This window comes from Paenibacillus sp. FSL L8-0435 (genome assembly GCF_037965655.1).
Taxonomy (GTDB): Bacteria; Bacillota; Bacilli; order Paenibacillales; family Paenibacillaceae; genus Paenibacillus.
Genome location: NZ_CP150185.1, coordinates 5,999,839 through 6,017,797 on the forward strand (window position 1 = coordinate 5,999,839; position 17,959 = coordinate 6,017,797).

The following is a 17,959-nucleotide window of genomic DNA, read 5'->3' on the forward strand; positions in this document are numbered from 1 at the left end:
CCATTTTCCCTTCAACGCGAAGGTTGGAAATGGTCGGAGCGGCTTTTTGTATTTTCACATGACGACCTGAAGCCCTGTTCACGTGCTATTTTATTTTTAGAGGAGATGAAAACGATGAGCATTGATTTTGATGAGGCTTACGAATTCTGGATGCACTCCCTTTTGGAGGAAGAAACGAACCCTAGAGTGCTGTCCAGACTAGAAAATGGACTTGAACATGGCACATTGGAATTTTTGCGTTCAGTCAGGTTTCCCGTGATGAAAAACTTTAACCATTTGCAACCCCGAATGGGAAGTTCGAGACTTTCATAACGGCTTATTGTATCTGGTTCTTGCTTACATGCCAGGTAAAGGCGTTAAAGGAGGTATTGAGATTCAAGGATACGGACCACATGCCCGTGATCTGGATGTAAGGCGTTTTAAAGATTTATGCTGGCGGCATTGTCTGCTAACGCTGGATGATTGGATTTTCTGCCGATCGCGTATCTCTCCATTAAAGACGAACCGAAATGGTGCCAACAGCTTGTGCTCTCTTTTATGGGGAAATTCATTGCTACGAACGTTCCCACATCCTTAAATTGGCTTGAAGCCGAGACTGTACGTTATGCCAGACGCATCATCCGTCCATTTGCCCCCTCGGAACTAGCAACACACCTGCGAATCACGGATCAGCATGCTCGAAGAGTTCTTCACAGCCTGATTGATCAACAAGTATTACTTGAAATAGCTTGCGGGCTAGTTTACAGCTCCAAGGGTAAGTTGCTTGTAGTCGATTAAATTACTTAGAATGAGGTCTCCTACCATATATAGAAAAACAAAAAAAGACCACCTTACACTCAAGAGGTCTTCGATCTTTGCCTGTTGTTGCAACAGGCTGTCCCATTTTAAGTTAGTACACCGACATAAAAACCAATGGAGATAAAGGCAACACACCATACAAAAGCACCAATGCCCGATACGAGGACGTACCTGCCGATGGCCATCTTGCTAATTCCGGAGAAACAACACATCAGATGACGAATGCCTGGAATGAAGTAACCCAGGATGATGGACCAATATCCATATTTGAGAAACCACGACTCCACCCTGCTGAATCGTTTGGCGTTGACGCCGACCCACTTGCCGTATTTTTCAACCAGCGGCCTGCCCGCCTTCTTGCCGATCATGTAGCTGAGCAATCCGCCGGTAAATGCCCCACCGAAACTGACGGCGATGGATACGGAGTAATTCAATACCGAGATGGAGGCGAGATATCCGACAAAAGTCATCATCACCTCATCCGGAATCGGCATGCCAATAACGCCAAGAGCCAGTAGTCCGTATATTGCGAAATAACCATATTGACCAATAAATTCTTTTGCAAATTCCATACTGACTCGCTCCTTATTTCGGTTCCACAATATCCTTCTCATGTGAGGCTAACACTTGTTTTAGAGACGGGAATCGGATTTGGCTCACCATGAGACCGGATAATACAATAATGACAAGATAGGCTACACCCTGTGTGAAATAAGGACTCCAGAGTGCGAAAAAGGACATCAGACCTCCGGCAAATGTAATCGGCATCCCTACAAAACCACTGCTTCCTGTCTTCTGACAGTTATAACGGGCCAGACGCAAAGCACCACAAACCGGAAACAATGCAGTCAGGGCCATCCCCAGCACACTCACTTCAAGCATGGAATTCAGGTACAGAATCAGCACGGGTGCTGTTCCGAATGAAACTACATCCGCAAGTGAGTCCAGGGACTTGCCGAACTCACCCTCACAATGCAATTTACGAGCCGCATACCCGTCAAACAGATCAAAGAACATCGCTACCCATATCATCATCACAGCCAGGGCAAATTCACCATGAATAGCCATAATAACTGCCAACATGCCTGAACTCAGATTCCCCAAGGTTAAAATCGATGGTAAAGACTTCATAAGATTTGACTCCCTTTCGTACTAGGCTTTAGGAAAAATAATATAAAAACGGACTCCATCCGGTGTATTCTCCACTCCATAACTGCACCCATGCAGATCAAGAATCTGCTTCGCAATGGCCAGACCAAGCCCGGTCCCCCCCATTTTACGATTACGTGAGCGCTCTACCCGATAGAACCTCTCCCATATATACTGCCGCTCAGCTTCAGCTATCTGCTCGCCCTTGTTCTCAATGGAAATATGGACAAAACCTTCACGCCTGCTAATCTCAATAGTTATATCGGTATGTGGTATCGCATGACGTATAGCATTCATCATGATATTGAAAATAACTTGCTCCAGCTTGCTTCGGTCACCCTCAACCGTCTGTTCTGTTGTGGATACAAGCACCACATCCAATCCTTTGTCCTTCAGTTGCGGACCCAGACGGCCGGCGATATCTTCAATCATGTCAGCAAGTGCAACAGCATCCGTATTCAATTGAACTGCTGAGGATTCCAGTCGCACCAGATCCAGCATCTCTTCAACCATCGTTTCCATTTTGATCGCCTCATCGGCAATGATCTCAATGTAACGCTCCCGTTTGCTCTCACTCACGCCATCCTTCAGCCCTTCAGAATATCCCTTAATAATGCTGATTGGTGTCTTAAGTTCATGTGATGCATCGGCAAAAAACTTGCGCTGACGCTGTTCAATCTCCTGTTTCATTTCCATATCTGTACGCATCTGCGTGTTGGCCTGCCTCAGTTCTTCCAGTGTCTGACCCAAAGTTCCCGACAAGGCATTGAGGCTGTTAGACAGACTGCCGATTTCATCATTGCGCCGGATGGGTGATTTCACCGTGAAATCCAGTGTAGACATTTTCTTGGCGACATGGTTCAAGGCCAAGAGCGGCTTCGTTACAATTCGGGACAGGAGTAACGCCAGCAACAGAATCAATATAAATGCCCCTATGCCGAAATACGCATAGAACAAACGGGTTGCCTCATTCGCTTCCCTCATCTCCTGTAGAGAGGTGAGCGAGAAGATCAGTTGTTGCTCAGGTCCGGAACGATGCACTGGAGCAATGGTGATGACATTGCGAACACCGCTCCAGCTATCCATCCACTCTTCATTGAGCATTTTGCCATTCGCCAAGGCCAGTTGGTCTTCGGTGGACAAAGGGAACCGGCTATCCAGTGCTTGCACCAGCAGGCCCTGCCTCTGACTCCACGTTGCCAGATTGGGAAGAACTACTTCGGTCAATACGCCTGACCATTCCTTTACCGGTTCAATTGATTCCTGAAAGCTTTCTGTTCCCCATGCGGCAGAAGTGGCATCCTGGATTTTGAATGGATAGACCATGGACTCGCTGGCCGGACCTCTCACCGTCAGTTCTTGCCCATATTTCAGATGGGATGTAATCCAGCCAGCATTCTCACTATTGATAAACAAGGACAAGGACACCTTCACGTGACTTCCATCTTCCTGAAGCAACGTAATGTGGAACGGGTCATTAACCAGTCTTCCGGTATTCGTCAGAATGACCAGATGTGACTGATTCTGACGCATGAATTTCCCGGTCTCCTTGGCTAGCTGTAAATCACTCCAATGTCCATTGGAATATTGCTGTTCGAACTTGGACAGCTTTTTCTTCATACTGCTGACCTTTTGATGCTGATAGAAGTCGGGGAACCAGACCAACTGGGCAAAAACCGTCGTACCATATAGAAGAACCAGACATCCTGCCATGACCAGGAAAAGCTTCATCGTTACGCCATTTCTTCTCATGCTTCTGCCTCGAAACGATATCCAGTGCCAATCACCGTCCGGATACACTTGGCTTCATCACCCAATTTGCTGCGCAACTTCTTGATGTGAGTATCCACAACACGTGAGTCACCTTCAAAATCAAATCCCCAGATCCGATTCAAAATGGCATCCCGGGACAACACAATGCCTGCATTACGTACCAAATAAAGCAACAGATCATATTCCTTTGGTGCAAGTTCCACTTCAATTCCGTCCTTCTCCAGGCGTCTGGCCCATGGATCAAGGGTTACCTGTCCGAAGCGAATCACACCCTGCTCTCGTCCAATTGCACCTTCAACACGCTTCATTAATGTCTCTGCACGTGCAACCAGCACACGTGGACTAAACGGCTTGGTAACGTAATCGTCTACGCCCAGCTGAAATCCATGAATTTTATCGTCATCCTCGGACCGTGCAGTCAGCATGATAATAGGTACGGTGGATTGGGATCGAATATGCCCACATAACGTCCATCCATCCATTTCAGGCATCAAAACATCCAGAATAACCAGATCCACCTCATGCAGAGCCAACAGTTCCAGTGCCTGTACTCCATGTTCTGCTTCTATGACGTTCCATTGTTCTTTTATGAAATAATCGGCCACAATCTCACGAATGCGGCTTTCATCTTCCACCAGAAGCACTGTTCTGATCATGGCCGACTCTCCTTTTTAGATTTCTGATGTTAACATACCTATTCCATGTGTCGTTCATGTGTCCATACATGTTTTGGAATGCTCCCATGATATATACGATTAATATAAGCCAAAAGTTACTAATTTTTATAAAAATTCGCATGAAAAAGAAGCCATCAACGAGCAAGTTCCTGCTCATTGACAGCTACTTGAATGAAATCGAAGTGTGTTATCCAGAATTGATGCGCTACTGCGCGCTCCCTGGTAACACTTAGCGTTGTTGCTCCAGACGGTGTGCCACATGCAGTGTCGGACCAACAAAACGGTTCAGCGGGAATCCGCCAGCAATCGCTTTGGTCACAAAGGCTTTACCTTCACGAACAGCCTCTTTCACTGAAAGACCACGAGCCAATCCAGCGGTAATCGCCGCAGACGTCGTGCAGCCCGCACCATGCGTATATCCGGAGCCGACAACATCGGCTTCAAACCATTCGTAGTTGGTTCCATCATAGAGTAGATCCATTGCTTTACCAGGGCTAATGACACCTCTGTCCTTGATCAGGACATGTTTCGAGCCATGGGCATGAATTGCTGCTGCCGCTGCTTCCATCTGTTCCTTGGAGCGAATCGGTCCACTCTTCGCCAGTTGGGATGCTTCGAACAGATTAGGGGTAACCAGATCAGCACCTGGCAACAGGAATTCGATCATCGCTTCCGTATTTTCCGGTTGCAGCACTTCGTCTGTACCTTTGCAAACCATTACCGGATCGATAACGATCTGTGGCAGACCGCTGCGGCGAATATGTTTTGCTACCAGTTCAATAATATCTACAGAACCGAGCATACCTGTCTTCATGGCATCGAAACCGATACCGTCCAGAACAGTGCGAAGCTGCGCTTCAACTACATTTAAATCAACAGGAAAGACCTGGTGATCCCATGTTTCGGGCTCCATTGCCACAACCGTAGTCAGTACGGTCATGCCATACACACCCAGCTCCTGAAAAGTTTTCAAATCAGCTTGAATACCTGCACCGCCGCTCGTGTCCGAACCAGCTATTGTTAATGTTTTTGGAATCGTCATGGTAGTTGCATTCTCCTTCGTGTCTCAGTTGACATTATCCTATCCCTTGTACGAGCGGATGTCAATGGCATCTGAAGCCATACAGAGCATGGTTTTCCGAATGTTTCAGTTCACATCTTTTGTCTCCAGACGAACCATGGACATTGAAGCAATCCATATCCCTACTGCTCCAAGGGTCAGAGGGATAATAATAAGCGAATGAATGGAAACTTCCGACCCGTTGAAGCCAGAGCAGACAATCAAAACCAGCAAAATGGACGAGACCATCGTAGTGGTAACAGAATGCTTACGCATACCGAAGAATAGGGGAATGAGTGCCATACATGCAGCCGATAGAGAACTCATACTGTACTTCACCAGAAGTCCCAATATATCCTGATTTGTCAATGATCCGGGAATGAAGGAGTAGAAATGATTAACAATCAACAACAGTGAACCCATCAACAGATCGGTAACCATAATCATCACAAATGTAAAACCAAACACGATAATCAATTTTGCAGCAATGATTTTATGACGCTGGATGGGATAGGTGAACATGACGTTCATCGTTTTATTTCTATACTCACTGATCACCAGCTTGGATATTAAAGCTCCGGCAAATATGATAAAGGTCGCTCTCACAAATGTATCGATAATCATAAAGGCGGTCTGGTAATCGGCATAGGCATAATCTTCTGCTCCCACATCCACGAATCCAATCATGATCAGGAAAAGAAGAATGGCTAAACTGGCAATACCTGCACCTGCAAAATTACGTGCAAAGCGGTGCTTCCGCATCTCAAGTCTGATGAGTTTAAGCAACGTCTTCATCCCCTTTCACAAGCTTCATGAAGTGTTCTTCCAGGGAATGAGCCCGTTTGGATATCGATTCGATCTCAATACCATGCTGAATCAGCTTGGTGGTTAATTCCGATGGAATAATTCCCGGATCATAGATGCGTAACGTTTGGTCATCAACCAGTTTATAATTACTCAAACCAAGCTGATGTTCAATGACATAGGTCGCTTTGCGGATATCTACTGCCTGTAACTCGATGTACTCATTTTGACTTCCACGAATGCTCTCCATCGATACCTCTTCCACCAAACGACCGCCGCGAATGACACCAACCGTGTCCGCAATCTGCTCTATCTCACCAAGAATGTGACTGGAGACCAACAGGGTGATCCGATACTCATTACTAAGTCGCTTGAACAAATCTCGCATTTCCCGGATCCCTACCGGATCCAATCCATTAATCGGTTCATCCAGAATGAGCAGTTCAGGTGTGGTTATGAGTGCACGAGCCAATCCCAGCCTTTGCTTCATGCCCAAGGAGAAGTCTTTGATCGGTTTCTTGCCCGTATCCTTCAGCCCTACCATTTCCATCGTGTTGTCGATGATCTTTTTGTTGTAGAATCCCATGTATTCACAGTGAAGCTCCAGATTCTCGCGAGCAGACAACCTATCGTAGAAAAAAGGATATTCAATAATACTGCCCATTCGCTTCAGCACTTCATAGGAGGTCGGCGTAAGCTTCTCCCCAAACAGTTCAATCTCTCCTGTGGTTGGTTTGACGAGATTGGTGAGCATCTTCATGATGGTTGTTTTACCTGCACCATTCGGACCGAGGAATCCATAGATCTCACCTTGCTTAATATTCATATTGACGTTGGATACAACCTCCACCCCTTCATATACTTTGGTCACATCTATTGTTCTTGCGATATAATTCATCGTCTTGTTCTCCTTTACGTCCCCTGTCCGGGTTCCTATATCTATATTGTAAAGAGAAAAGTCTTCTTTTTTATTAATCAAATCTTACAAAAACCTTAAGTCTGACCGGACACGCCAACGCAGGGTCTACCGAGCCTTTAAATTAACCGAAAATACAGTCCGTTGATGTGGCACACTATGCAAGTGAATACTTCCACCCATCCGCTCAATTAGCCGTTTCGTAATGGTCAGACCCAGGCCGCTGCCTTGATAGAGTCGATTGCGGGAATCCTCCAGTGTATACATGCGTTCAAACACACGACTATGCTCGCTCTCCGGAATCCCTTTTCCCTGGTCCCAGATCTGTACCGTCACAGGTCCACCTATCGAATGATCCAGTGAAAGCCCCAGTACCTTACCCTCTGCCCCGTATTTCATTCCATTGGTGATGAGATTATCCAGCACACGGTCCAATGCTTCTTCATTCGCTTGCACGAAGATATCCCCATCAGGTATCTCCAGCTCCACGTGCAACCCGAGATTCGTCAACATTTCATAAAAGGAAAGCATCTTCAACCGGCATAATTCGCTGATATTCACTCGACTAAGTATCAGTTCCGTATCTCCAGATTCCAGCTTCGCCAGATCAAAAAAGGAATGGATCAAACGCAGCACTTCCTGCGCCTTATCCTGTATTTTCTCCGTCATCATCTTCCGTTCCTGATCGGTCAATGATGGGCTGTGCAGCAAGGTCTCACTATAACCCAGCACTACCGTGAGTGGCGTTTTCAGATCATGCGAAATGTTGGAGAGCATATTACGCATCTCCTTCTCCTGGTTTGCATACCCTGCTTTGGCGCGGTGCGCATGATCCAGCAGCTGGTTCATGTCTTTCAGAAGCTGACTGACTTGGTCATCACTATTGAATACAAGCAAACGCTCAAAGGTGCCTTGATCCAGAATAGCGGATATTTTCTGATGAATATAGGACAGGTGTTGGGTGCGTTTCTGCAATCTCATCCACAATCCAATGACGGCAATGGCCAAAATAGCTGTTGTACTGGCAAAAATCAGTGTCATCCCTGCTCCGCCTCCAGCTTATACCCGATGCCCCAGAGTGTCTTGATATACTGGGGAGCCGAAGGATCTGCCTCCAGTTTCTCACGCAGACGACGCATATGTACGTTAATGATATTTTCGTCTCCATAATAATGATCGTTCCAGACGGAAGCGTAGATCTGAGCCTTGGTGAACACTTTGCCAGGATGGGTAACCAACAGCTTCAGAATTCCAAATTCCTTGGATGTCAGCTTGACGGGTGTACCTTCACGCTCCACCTCGTACGTCTCCATATCAACTACGAGTCCTCCAATGTGAATACGCTGATCTGTAGCCACTTCAGCCACAGACGGAGTTGTATAATTGGCGCGGCGAATCGCAGCTTTGATGCGGGCAGTCAGTTCGATTAATGAGAACGGTTTGCTCAAGTAATCATCTGCGCCGAAGCCCAGGCCTAACGCTTTGTCCACCTCCCCATCCTTTGCAGACAGAATGAGCACAGGTACCAGACTGACTGCCCGAATGGTTTGCAGCACATCCATCCCACTTTTGAGGGGCAGCATCAGATCCAGAATAACCAAATCATACCCGGGTTGGGACTGGCTGAACTGACGTTCTGCCTCTAAGCCGTCATATGCATAAGTGACGTCGTAGCCCTCTTTTTCCAAGTATGGCCCGACCATCTCACTAATTGAACGATCATCTTCAACAAGCAACAAGCGGTGACTTAACACATGTTTCCCTCCAACAAGAACAGTTTTCTTTATTACCTCACAGTTTGTTTGAATTGGCAATGACATACGAAAAAACCTGACAGGATCAACACTTTGACATCAAGTGTGTTTCCTGCCAGGTCTATGAGAGTCTATAGATGAATGCTGTGCGTCTAATCTCTGTATCCGTTCTCGCTGTGTATCCAGCACAGTCCAATGGTTCCTGCACCTGCATGGATACTTACCACAGGGATAAACGGCATGATTTCGGTCTTTAATCTAGGCAGCAGAGCTGCAATCTGTTTTTTGATTGTAACAGCTTCTTCCTGATTGTTGGCATGCATAATGCACACATGCTTTACTTTCTCCATATCCAGCTTGAGCATATCGAGCATGCGCTCTTTTGTCCGCTTGAACGTGCGGATCTTCTCATTCACAACCACTTTGCCCTCTTCAAATCGAAGCAGCAGATGGATCTTGAGCAGTTGACTGATGATCAGCTGTGTACCCGACACCCGTCCACTGCGATGAAGATGCTGAAGACTGGCAGGTATGAGGTAAAAGGACATGTTATCAATCATCTGTTCAATGTTTACTTTGATCTCGGCAGCTGAACATCCCTGCTTCTGCCATTCCAGTCCTTGCATAATCATCTCACGGTGAGGATAGGCACCTGCCTTTGAATCAATTGCGGTCACCGTCACTCCTGCAATCTCTGCAGCCTGCATGGACGTATGCAGCGTTCCGCTAAGCTCTGTAGAGCAATGAATCGTAATAATCTCATCGTACTTGTCTTTGAGCGACTCATACAGTTCAATGAATTCGCCAATGGGTGGCTGCGAACTGCTCGCACGTGAAGCCTCCGCAAGTTTCTCATAGAACATTTCAGATGTAATGTCATCGGTCTCCCGGTAACATTCCTCTCCAAATACGATGCGCAGCGGTACGATATAGATATGATTTTGCTCCGCAAAAACGGGATCCAGTGTACTGGTACTATCGGTGACCCATGCAATTTTCTTCATGACATCCTTCTCTCTTGCCGGATTGTTCATTCTGTATCCTAATCGTCAAGCACAAGCCCGGCGGTTTATTTAAAATTTGAATATTTCACATTGTAAACGTTTGCGATATTACCTCTCAATTATAAAGGAACGGACAGACCGTTGTCTTGTGGCGCAATCATGAACACCCCTGTTAATACCATTATTAGCTAAAAAAATGTCTTGCCTGTGAAGGAATAAATTGGTATGCTGTTGTCCTTCTCTCTTTTTCGCCTTGACTGAAGTGAACGGAAACGCCGTTCAATCCACTTATCGGAGGTGTCACATGCTTTATTTCACTCTGGCTTCCAAAGCCTACTCCCGGAATCTGCAATACCGCGGGGCACACATGGTACATAACCTGGCAAGCGCCATGTTTGGTTACATGTATGCCTGCCTCTGGATCGGCATCGGGGCCGACCATACTCTCGGAGAATACGGGACACAGGGGATGATCAGTTACATTGCGTTCACGCAATCCTCTCTCTGGATCTCGGGTTTTCTCACGAACGGATTGGGTATTCCTTATCCGTCAGGACAGGGCAGATCGCACTGGATCTGATGAGGCCTGTTCATCTATTCACCCACCTGATGGCACGCGAATGGGGGCAGATTGCCTACCAGTTTGTGTACAAAAGCATTCCGATCTACCTGCTCTTCTCCATTGTCTTTTCCCTGCATTGGCCCTCAGACGTTTCAACACTATTCTATGCCGCACTTGGTCTAGCCGGCGCTGCATACCTATCCATCTGCATGAACTACATCATTGGTGCCACGTCGATGTGGACCACGGAGTCCTCCTGGCTTCACTGGGGCAATCACGCGATGATGAATCTGCTGGCTGGTTTTTTCATTCCGCTGGAGTGGCTACCGAACTGGCTTGAACAACTTGCCTGGATATCACCCTACCCTTTCCTGCTCTATGTACCAACCCGAATCTATCTTGGTTTCGAAGATGGCTCCTTGTTATGGGGAACCTTGCTTTGGTGTGTCTTCATGACGTTGATCTGTCTTGCGATCACTCAAGTGTTACGTCGTAAAGTGGAGGTGCAGGGCGGATGAAACGGACTTCCTGGTTCAATTTATATAAAATGCTCATTCGAACAAGCATCCGCAGCCGGATGCAATACAAGTTTAATTTCATCATGGCATCCGTACTCGCCGCTTTAATTCAAATCTCCGAGTTTCTGATGGTCGCTCTCGTGCTGCACAAATTCGGAGCAATTAAAGGCTGGTCCCTCCATGAGATCGGTTATCTCTTTGCCATCATGACGTTATCCAAAACACTGTACCGCACATTCGGCAATGAGGTTCACCATCTGGAAAAATATCTGGTTAATGGCGAGCTTGACCAACTGTTAACTCGTCCCATGCCCGTATTGCTCGCACTGCTGCCGCAAAACTTCCGCATCATGACTGGGGAAGTCCTGCAAGGCGGGTTCATTCTCTGCTGGTCTTTGGCAGGCATGATGCATAGCGGACAGATTGGCTGGATAGCCATTCCCTTCTCCCTGCTCATTATCCTGACGGGCGCAGTCATTCTCTTCTCCATCGGACTTGCTACCGCCACACTCGGATTCTGGACCACACGTATTGAGGAATTACAGACGATCACTGAAGATGCCGCACGAACGGCTGCCCAATATCCGCTAACGTTATATCCCAAATGGATGTCTGGCATTCTGCTAACGGTCATTCCGGTAGGATTCGTCAACTACATTCCATCACTTTACCTGCTACGGGGTGAAGGAGGAGCGTGGACTCTTGTTGCTGTTGCGGCGGTTGCCGCACTGAGCTTGGCTGCAAGTCTGCGTTTCTGGCAATTCGGCATGACCAAATATCAAAGTACAGGTAGCTAAGGAGGCGGTACGAATCATGAACATGATCACAGCAAGGCATCTGCAAAAGGAATTCAAAACTCCTGTTATTCGCGAAGGACGTTTCTCCGGTCTACGTACGTTATTTTCACGTGAATATGTGTCCAAGGAAGCGGTACGTGATATCAGTTTTGATATCGGCCCAGGGGAATTTGTGGGCTATATCGGTCCGAACGGAGCTGGCAAGTCTACCACGATCAAAATGCTGACAGGTATCCTTCACCCAACCTCGGGTGAGGTACGACTTGGTGGTATGAACCCGCATCAGGACAGACGCAGAACAGTTGGTCGACTGGGCGTTGTGTTTGGACAGCGCAGTCAGCTCTGGTGGGATCTGCCTGTGAAAGATTCATATGATATTCTGGCCGAGATGTACGGCGTCCGTGCCGAGGACAAAAAGAGACGGCTGTCCCAGTTCGCTGAGCTGCTGGACCTTGAATCGTTCTGGGCCACGCCTGTCCGCAAGCTCTCGCTTGGACAACGCATGCGTGCAGATCTCGCAGCTTCCATGCTGCATGATCCCGAACTGCTTTTTCTCGATGAACCAACAATTGGACTGGATGTGAACGCAAAGCGGAATATTCGTCAATTTCTACGTACACTAAATGAAACGTTTGGCAAAACGATTTTGCTGATCACCCATGACATGGACGACATTGAACAGTTATGCAGCCGGGTCATGGTAATTAACCATGGTCAACTAACATATGACGGCACGATCTCGTCACTTCGCGAAACCATCGGACTACCTACGCTGATTCGGGTAACATTCCGGGGAGCGTTTCATATCCCGGATGTTGTGTCGTCCGCGATACATATTACTGGAGTGGAAGGACAGATTGTCACCGTCGAAGTGAACCGGAAGGAATGGAGCACAATGGACATTCTGAAACAGTTGGAGCACTGGGGTCAGATCGAAGATGTAGAGATGAAAGAACCGGATTTCGAAGATATCATTCATCGGGTGTATTAGTCGGCCCATTTTGTGAGGAAATAGGATGAAGACCTGTTCTTACGCCGTTACATGAAAGAGGGACATGGCGTACTGTAATAACGGAGGTGAAGTGTCATGCTTGTAACCAAACATGTCCTTGCAGCATCCAGCGCACACGCTACTCCCTACTTCATCGTACGTGGCATGATGCCGGGACCCGTGATGTTCATTACATCCGGGGTTCACGGGAATGAAACGGCGAGTATGGCCGCTGCGCAAAAACTCGCAGATGATATTGCGACAGGTCGTCACGCCATTCAGCGAGGGCTGTTAATTATCGTGCCACGCGTGAACCAGCAAGCCTACGCTAAGAAAATCAGAGGCAAGCCAGATTTGAATCGTACGTTTCCACGTCGTATGTCAGGCAAGGCCAAGCATCCGCTCGCTGCGGCAGTTTTTCAGCTGGCGCGTGAACATCGGGCCGACTGGTGGCTTGATCTGCATGAAGCCAACGGCCTGTCTCAACTGAGTTCACGAGTGCTTGGACAGACGTTGATCACCAATCCCGGCAGTCGGACAATTCCAGCTTGCAGAAGAGTTATCGAACGGATGAATCGGTCGATTGCCATTCGTAATCGTCATTTTAACCTCAAACAGCATGAATTGCCGGGATCTGCCCGTACAGCGGCTTCAAGACTATTACAAGCCCGTTCCGTCACGGTGGAGACCTGTTGGAGTCTGAAACGCTCAACCCGTATCAAGTATCAGACGAAGATTGTGCACCATTTTCTGCGTGAAGCGGGTATGTCATGATCAAGACGATTAAGATAGAACTAAAAGAAACCTCGAACAGAAAGCGCCCGAAGTACATCCCCAGGTGTTCTCTGTTCGAGGTGTTTTTTTATCTCTGCATCATGGCTTCCAGTATTTTATTACCCACAGGGTCTAGCGGCATGAGTGGATAAAGGTCTTTTTTAGTTATAAACTTGAATATCGTATCCAGATACTCATCCACAATAGAGGCTGATCCAAAACAATAATTGGACAATAATACGACCCCTATACTCTGTTCCTTATTTATAGCCAAATAACTGGAGAAACCAAATGTGCCACCGTTATGCCAGAGAATATTCTGATCTAACAGCTTCTCCTTATGCCATCCTAAATATAAGTCCGAGTCTCCAATCATTATAGGAACATGACTTTTTTGTATTGCAGAGGCTATCGGATGATCATCATTAAGGTTGGCCTGAACAAATAAACTCATATCGTGAACCGATGACTTGATCGCCCCAGCCCCTGCATGTACACTAAGATCCCAGTGAGGGACTTTTTTCCCCGTTGACGTATGTCCATCCACAAATCTGTCATTCTGTTCTGCATTCAGCATAACAGCTGTCTCCGTCATGTTTAATGGACCTGTGATATATTTTTTCAGCAGATCTTCATATGTACTTCCTGATACTTTACATAGGATATAACCCAGTAAGCCCACGCCGGTATTAGAATACTCAAATGAACCCATCTGATCCGTAAAGTCAGCATCCGCTAAAAAAGCAAGTAAATCATCCTCGGTATAATCTGAATACGGATTCAATCGGTTTTTCGTGGGGTTGAGATTTGTGGCAAGTCTAGGTAATCCAGAGGTATGCGTCGCAAGACTTTTTAAGGTAACCTTATTCAAATAATCGTTTTTACCATTGTGTATGTACCTGCCAACCGTGTCATCCGTGGAAAGCTGCTGTTGACGTTCCAATTCTAATAGAAGGATAGATGTAAAAAGTTTGGTGACAGAGCCGATTTCGAACAACCTATGTTCAGCAGTAGCAACGCTCTTCTTTTTGGGATTGCCCAATGAATGATATTCGATATCTTCCTTTGTAATAACGCCAATCTCAAGATGCAGATGTTTCTTTCCTTTGATGTAATCGGATACAAAACCTTGTAAATCCCTCATAGAAAATGTTACTCCTTTTGTTGGTGTGAATTTCATTATTGAAACCACGTTAACCACCATTATGTATTGGCAAACTACACTATGTATTCTTTCTAAATCTCCGATTCCCTGCTCAATAGTCCACGCCTGTTTTCTCTTAAACAGGAAAAGAGCCGCGATTACGGCTCTTTCTTCTGCACCCTGAACGATTGAATATAATTATCGATATCGTCCTCCGGTGTATGCAACAGTCGTGCCAGATGAATCTGCATCTGTTCCAGATGGTCAATATGTGTCTGAATGTCAGCGATGCGTTCGCGTACAAGGGTTTTTAACGTATCCTTTTCCATGTCTTCCTGGCTGAGCAGTTGCAGGGTCTCTTGTATCTCCTTTAAGGAGTAACCCAGCAACTGGGCATCCTTAATGAACTTAATTTTGACCAGATAATCCTCGGTATACACCCGATATCCGTTGGAGGAACGACGGGGAGCAGGCAGAATTCCACTATCTTCGTAATAACGGAGGGTTGCCATACTTACACCGGTACGCTTAGCCAGCTCTCCTCTTGTCATGGTTTCCATGCCTACGCCTCCATTCTTCTGCAGATTTATTGTGTTTCTTCGTTGCGTATCTTAGTATATGTGGCATCATAGGTGGCCTCGGGAAATTGCACTGAAGATTCTTGCAGCACTGGCTGCTCTTCCCCTTTCAGATAACGGTCAAAGAATGCCAGCGCATAGGATCTTGTTATATCCACATTATGTTCTGGCGTCATGCCTCTGGCAAACATTTTTGGTGAAATTAACGAAATATCCGTAAAGCTTTGATGAAATAAATTCTCCACTGTCAGATAATAGGTATCATTAAGACTGTTTGACATCACCCGATCCAAATCAGGCTCAAACTCGGGATAAAATACTTTATCCTTGGCAGTGGCGTCCGGGTCCAGACTTTTGGCTGTCCCACCCGACATGATATACATAAACGGCTGTTTCAAGTCTGTTGTGGATACTTTACCCCAGAAACCGCCTTCCAGGCTAAGTCCTGCTTTGAAACGGTCATCTTGTGCCAAGGCTTCCGCTGTCGTAGCTCCACCATAAGAGTGACCCATGATGCCGACGTGATCGAGATCAAGCTTGCCTTGCAGCAGTTGATTCGGATCATGTGAATTTCACTGAGTAAGCGTATTGAGAACAAAGCTTGCATCATCTGCACGTATGCCTATGCCTTCTACATTATATTGATATAATTCCGCTGACGTTGCAAATTCAGGATCAGCCTGATAGGAAACTGCACGTCCATCGGGAAATGTCACTTGTGCTGACGTATAAGGGTGATCTATCCCCACGACAATGTAACCGTGGCTAACCAGCTCCTCAATCATCGTCATGCTCTGAAAACGGGCTGAGCGGATACCCGGCGAGAATAGCAAAACCGGATACTTGCTTTGGTCGGCGGACATCTCAGCTCCTTGCGCCACATGTGTTGGAATGGTATCCAGATAACTGAACACCTGAGACGGAATGCCAAACACCAGACTGATCGCTTCTCCCAGTTCACTAGGGTAATGCTCCAGCGGCAACCCTTGGGCGGCCTTCTGATCTACCGGGTACCACACATTAATCATAAGTTCACGCTTGTCTCCGGCCTCGGGTGTTTTGGTCTCTTCACGAGATTCATCCACCAGGTGTTGAGAGAACGTGCCAATGGCAAAGGTACCGGTTGGTTCAGGCATCGTAAAAGCAGGTAACAGCCAGGTTAGAATGATTGAACCTGCACTGAAGGCCGGAACCAGAATCGATATCAGCGTCATCTTTATTCTTGAAAGACGGTTGGGTCTCCGCACGCTCTGAACATAACGATCACCGCGGTATGATTTCATGAGTTGAATGATTAACGTAATGAATAATACAAGTGTAACGATATAGGTTGGTATCATCTGCACGCGAAATGAATTGATCAAGCCATGCAGAAGTACTGACAGAACCAGAGCTGTGAGTATGCCCACTGTTATTGCCCGGCGCTTCGGAAACACTAGCATGAGTACCGTAGCAGCTACGGTTACCAATACTAAAACCCATTCTAAAATTCTCATTATTCAGCCTCCAATATTTCTTGATAAAAAAAGAATAAACCTTGAAGTATACTTCAAGGTCAAGGCTGAATATATGACGAAAAATCGTAGACACACTGAAACACCCGGTAAATATGCCATACCGGCTTGGAAGAGCTTGCACGGTATATTCATCGGGTGAACTACAACGATTACTCCACGGTTACCTTTGTTCTAGGCATGGTATGCATCGCTCCTGAGGTTACATGCGCCTGAACGACATACACTCCGGATTCCTGAAATGCATGTTTTACTTCATATATACCATCGCCTATAGATACAGCTTTCGTCGCTCCCCGAGATTCAAGTTCTTCGGCACTCATCATTCCTTGATCGAATGAAGGAGCTTCAGGCTCATCCTGCTCATTCCATACCTGAAACTGTACATGATCCGCATCATTTACAGGCTGTTCTCCCTGTGTCAGCTTGATCTGCAAAGCGACTTCTTCCTTGGCAGATACCTTATCCGGAATCATAAGTTTCACTTTGATCATCTCTGGCATCTCGCCCGATTGTGACTGTTCCTCATAAGAGCATCCCACCGTCAGGAGGAGCAGAATAATGAAGGGCATGAACCACCGAGCTTGTCCGCTCATCACCATCTATCCTTTCTTATTAAGAAGATTTTGGTGTTTTGCCGATGCCCCACAGCATCACGATGATGATAATAAAGGCGATCAGTGCCAGTAATGGAATCGTGATGAAACCAAACCAGTTCAAATAGTCGGTATAACATGGAACCTTACCGCACGCGACGGCATTACCTGTAGCCGAAAAAATACGCTGGATCGTTACATGATACAACGAAATGCCGCCACCGACGAAACTAAGTGGGAGTACGTATTTGGTGATGCCCACGTCATCCTTGAAGTAGGCAATGCCCAGCAAGATGGTTAGTGGATACATGAATATACGCTGGTACCAGCATAGATCACATGGAAGATATCCCTTAATCTCACTGAAATAGAGACTCCCCCCTGTTGCAATAACGGAAACGGCCCAAGCAACAAATAACCGGGTATCCACATTTCTCGCTGGACGCTCCGATTTTGATGATGTACTCATTCCTCTGTCCCCCTCTTCATTTTGCTTATACCAAATTATCATACATCATTCTAGACTCCATCGGCTATTCAAGCTGTTATG

The 17,959-nt window shown here is 46.6% G+C and carries 19 protein-coding genes and 2 pseudogenes; 5 read left to right on the plus strand and 16 right to left on the minus strand.

The genetic code is table 11. The features are described 5' to 3' along the window. Positions 1-114 precede the first annotated feature (114 nt). A pseudogene (locus NST33_RS26785) lies at positions 115-777 on the plus strand (transcriptional regulator). Positions 778-884: 107 nt separating this feature from the next. Here the strand turns inward: NST33_RS26785 and NST33_RS26790 are convergent. The 10 genes from NST33_RS26790 to NST33_RS26835 all read right to left on the minus strand — a co-directional run bounded on the left by NST33_RS26790 (position 885) and on the right by NST33_RS26835 (position 9,935). After that, a complete protein-coding gene (locus NST33_RS26790; protein WP_221820722.1) occupies positions 885-1,370 on the minus strand; it encodes a DedA family protein in 486 nt (161 codons plus the stop codon). A 13-nt stretch (positions 1,371-1,383) separates the two neighbouring features. After that, the gene (gene pssA / locus NST33_RS26795) at positions 1,384-1,929 is read right to left on the minus strand and encodes a CDP-diacylglycerol--serine O-phosphatidyltransferase (protein WP_221820721.1); all 546 of its coding nucleotides are present in this window, start codon (positions 1,927-1,929) and stop codon (positions 1,384-1,386) included. Between the two features lie 21 nt (positions 1,930-1,950). Next, positions 1,951-3,699 carry a HAMP domain-containing sensor histidine kinase gene (locus tag NST33_RS26800; RefSeq protein WP_339298161.1) on the minus strand — a complete coding sequence of 583 codons (1,749 nt, stop codon included), beginning with the start codon at positions 3,697-3,699 and terminating at the stop codon, positions 1,951-1,953. After that, on the minus strand, positions 3,696-4,376 hold the full coding sequence (locus tag NST33_RS26805; protein WP_221820719.1) for a response regulator transcription factor: 681 nt from the start codon (positions 4,374-4,376) through the stop codon (positions 3,696-3,698). The genes NST33_RS26800 and NST33_RS26805 overlap by 4 nt, the downstream gene beginning before the upstream one ends. A 250-nt stretch (positions 4,377-4,626) precedes the next feature. Next, positions 4,627-5,439 (minus strand): bifunctional hydroxymethylpyrimidine kinase/phosphomethylpyrimidine kinase, encoded by an 813-nt coding sequence (gene thiD, locus NST33_RS26810; RefSeq protein ID WP_221820716.1) that lies wholly within the window; start codon positions 5,437-5,439, stop codon positions 4,627-4,629. A 105-nt stretch (positions 5,440-5,544) separates the two neighbouring features. After that, on the minus strand, positions 5,545-6,243 hold the full coding sequence (locus tag NST33_RS26815) for an ABC transporter permease (RefSeq protein WP_339305678.1): 699 nt from the start codon (positions 6,241-6,243) through the stop codon (positions 5,545-5,547). Continuing rightward, the gene (locus NST33_RS26820) at positions 6,236-7,159 is read right to left on the minus strand and encodes an ABC transporter ATP-binding protein (protein WP_221820711.1); all 924 of its coding nucleotides are present in this window, start codon (positions 7,157-7,159) and stop codon (positions 6,236-6,238) included. The genes NST33_RS26815 and NST33_RS26820 overlap by 8 nt, the downstream gene beginning before the upstream one ends. A 126-nt stretch (positions 7,160-7,285) precedes the next feature. Next, complete coding sequence (locus NST33_RS26825; protein ID WP_339305680.1) at positions 7,286-8,218, minus strand: sensor histidine kinase; 933 nt, start codon at positions 8,216-8,218, stop codon at positions 7,286-7,288. Further along, positions 8,215-8,931, minus strand: coding sequence for a response regulator transcription factor (locus tag NST33_RS26830; RefSeq protein ID WP_339305682.1), 717 nt, complete (start codon positions 8,929-8,931; stop codon positions 8,215-8,217). Before NST33_RS26830 ends, NST33_RS26825 begins: the two co-directional genes overlap by 4 nt. 152 nt (positions 8,932-9,083) lie before the next feature. Then, entirely contained in the window at positions 9,084-9,935 is an 852-nt protein-coding gene (locus NST33_RS26835; RefSeq protein ID WP_076212843.1) for a DegV family protein, read from the minus strand. Between the two features lie 304 nt (positions 9,936-10,239). Between NST33_RS26835 and NST33_RS26840 the strand changes: the two are divergent. From NST33_RS26840 to NST33_RS26855, 4 genes and pseudogenes are all read left to right on the plus strand, one after another. Then, a pseudogene (locus NST33_RS26840) lies at positions 10,240-11,015 on the plus strand (ABC-2 family transporter protein). Further along, entirely contained in the window at positions 11,012-11,812 is an 801-nt protein-coding gene (locus tag NST33_RS26845; protein ID WP_339305684.1) for an ABC-2 family transporter protein, read from the plus strand. Before NST33_RS26840 ends, NST33_RS26845 begins: the two are co-directional and overlap by 4 nt. 22 nt (positions 11,813-11,834) lie before the next feature. Then, positions 11,835-12,803 carry an ATP-binding cassette domain-containing protein gene (locus tag NST33_RS26850; RefSeq protein ID WP_339308777.1) on the plus strand — a complete coding sequence of 323 codons (969 nt, stop codon included), beginning with the start codon at positions 11,835-11,837 and terminating at the stop codon, positions 12,801-12,803. 96 nt (positions 12,804-12,899) lie between these two features. Next, complete coding sequence (locus NST33_RS26855; RefSeq protein WP_076212848.1) at positions 12,900-13,577, plus strand: succinylglutamate desuccinylase/aspartoacylase family protein; 678 nt, start codon at positions 12,900-12,902, stop codon at positions 13,575-13,577. A gap of 88 nt (positions 13,578-13,665) precedes the next feature. On the opposite strand, the gene NST33_RS26860 is transcribed toward NST33_RS26855, so the two are convergent. The 6 genes from NST33_RS26860 to NST33_RS26885 all read right to left on the minus strand — a co-directional run bounded on the left by NST33_RS26860 (position 13,666) and on the right by NST33_RS26885 (position 17,878). Continuing rightward, on the minus strand, positions 13,666-14,757 hold the full coding sequence (locus NST33_RS26860; protein ID WP_339305687.1) for a serine hydrolase domain-containing protein: 1,092 nt from the start codon (positions 14,755-14,757) through the stop codon (positions 13,666-13,668). Between the two features lie 122 nt (positions 14,758-14,879). After that, on the minus strand, positions 14,880-15,281 hold the full coding sequence (locus tag NST33_RS26865; protein WP_221820703.1) for a MerR family transcriptional regulator: 402 nt from the start codon (positions 15,279-15,281) through the stop codon (positions 14,880-14,882). Positions 15,282-15,307: 26 nt separating this feature from the next. Next, complete coding sequence (locus tag NST33_RS26870) at positions 15,308-15,850, minus strand: prolyl oligopeptidase family serine peptidase (protein WP_339308779.1); 543 nt, start codon at positions 15,848-15,850, stop codon at positions 15,308-15,310. A gap of 21 nt (positions 15,851-15,871) precedes the next feature. Then, entirely contained in the window at positions 15,872-16,795 is a 924-nt protein-coding gene (locus NST33_RS26875; RefSeq protein ID WP_339305689.1) for a hypothetical protein, read from the minus strand. A gap of 170 nt (positions 16,796-16,965) precedes the next feature. After that, complete coding sequence (locus tag NST33_RS26880) at positions 16,966-17,409, minus strand: FixH family protein (protein WP_221820699.1); 444 nt, start codon at positions 17,407-17,409, stop codon at positions 16,966-16,968. 19 nt (positions 17,410-17,428) lie between these two features. Continuing rightward, entirely contained in the window at positions 17,429-17,878 is a 450-nt protein-coding gene (locus tag NST33_RS26885) for a disulfide oxidoreductase (protein ID WP_124118173.1), read from the minus strand. Positions 17,879-17,959: the final 81 nt, after the last annotated feature.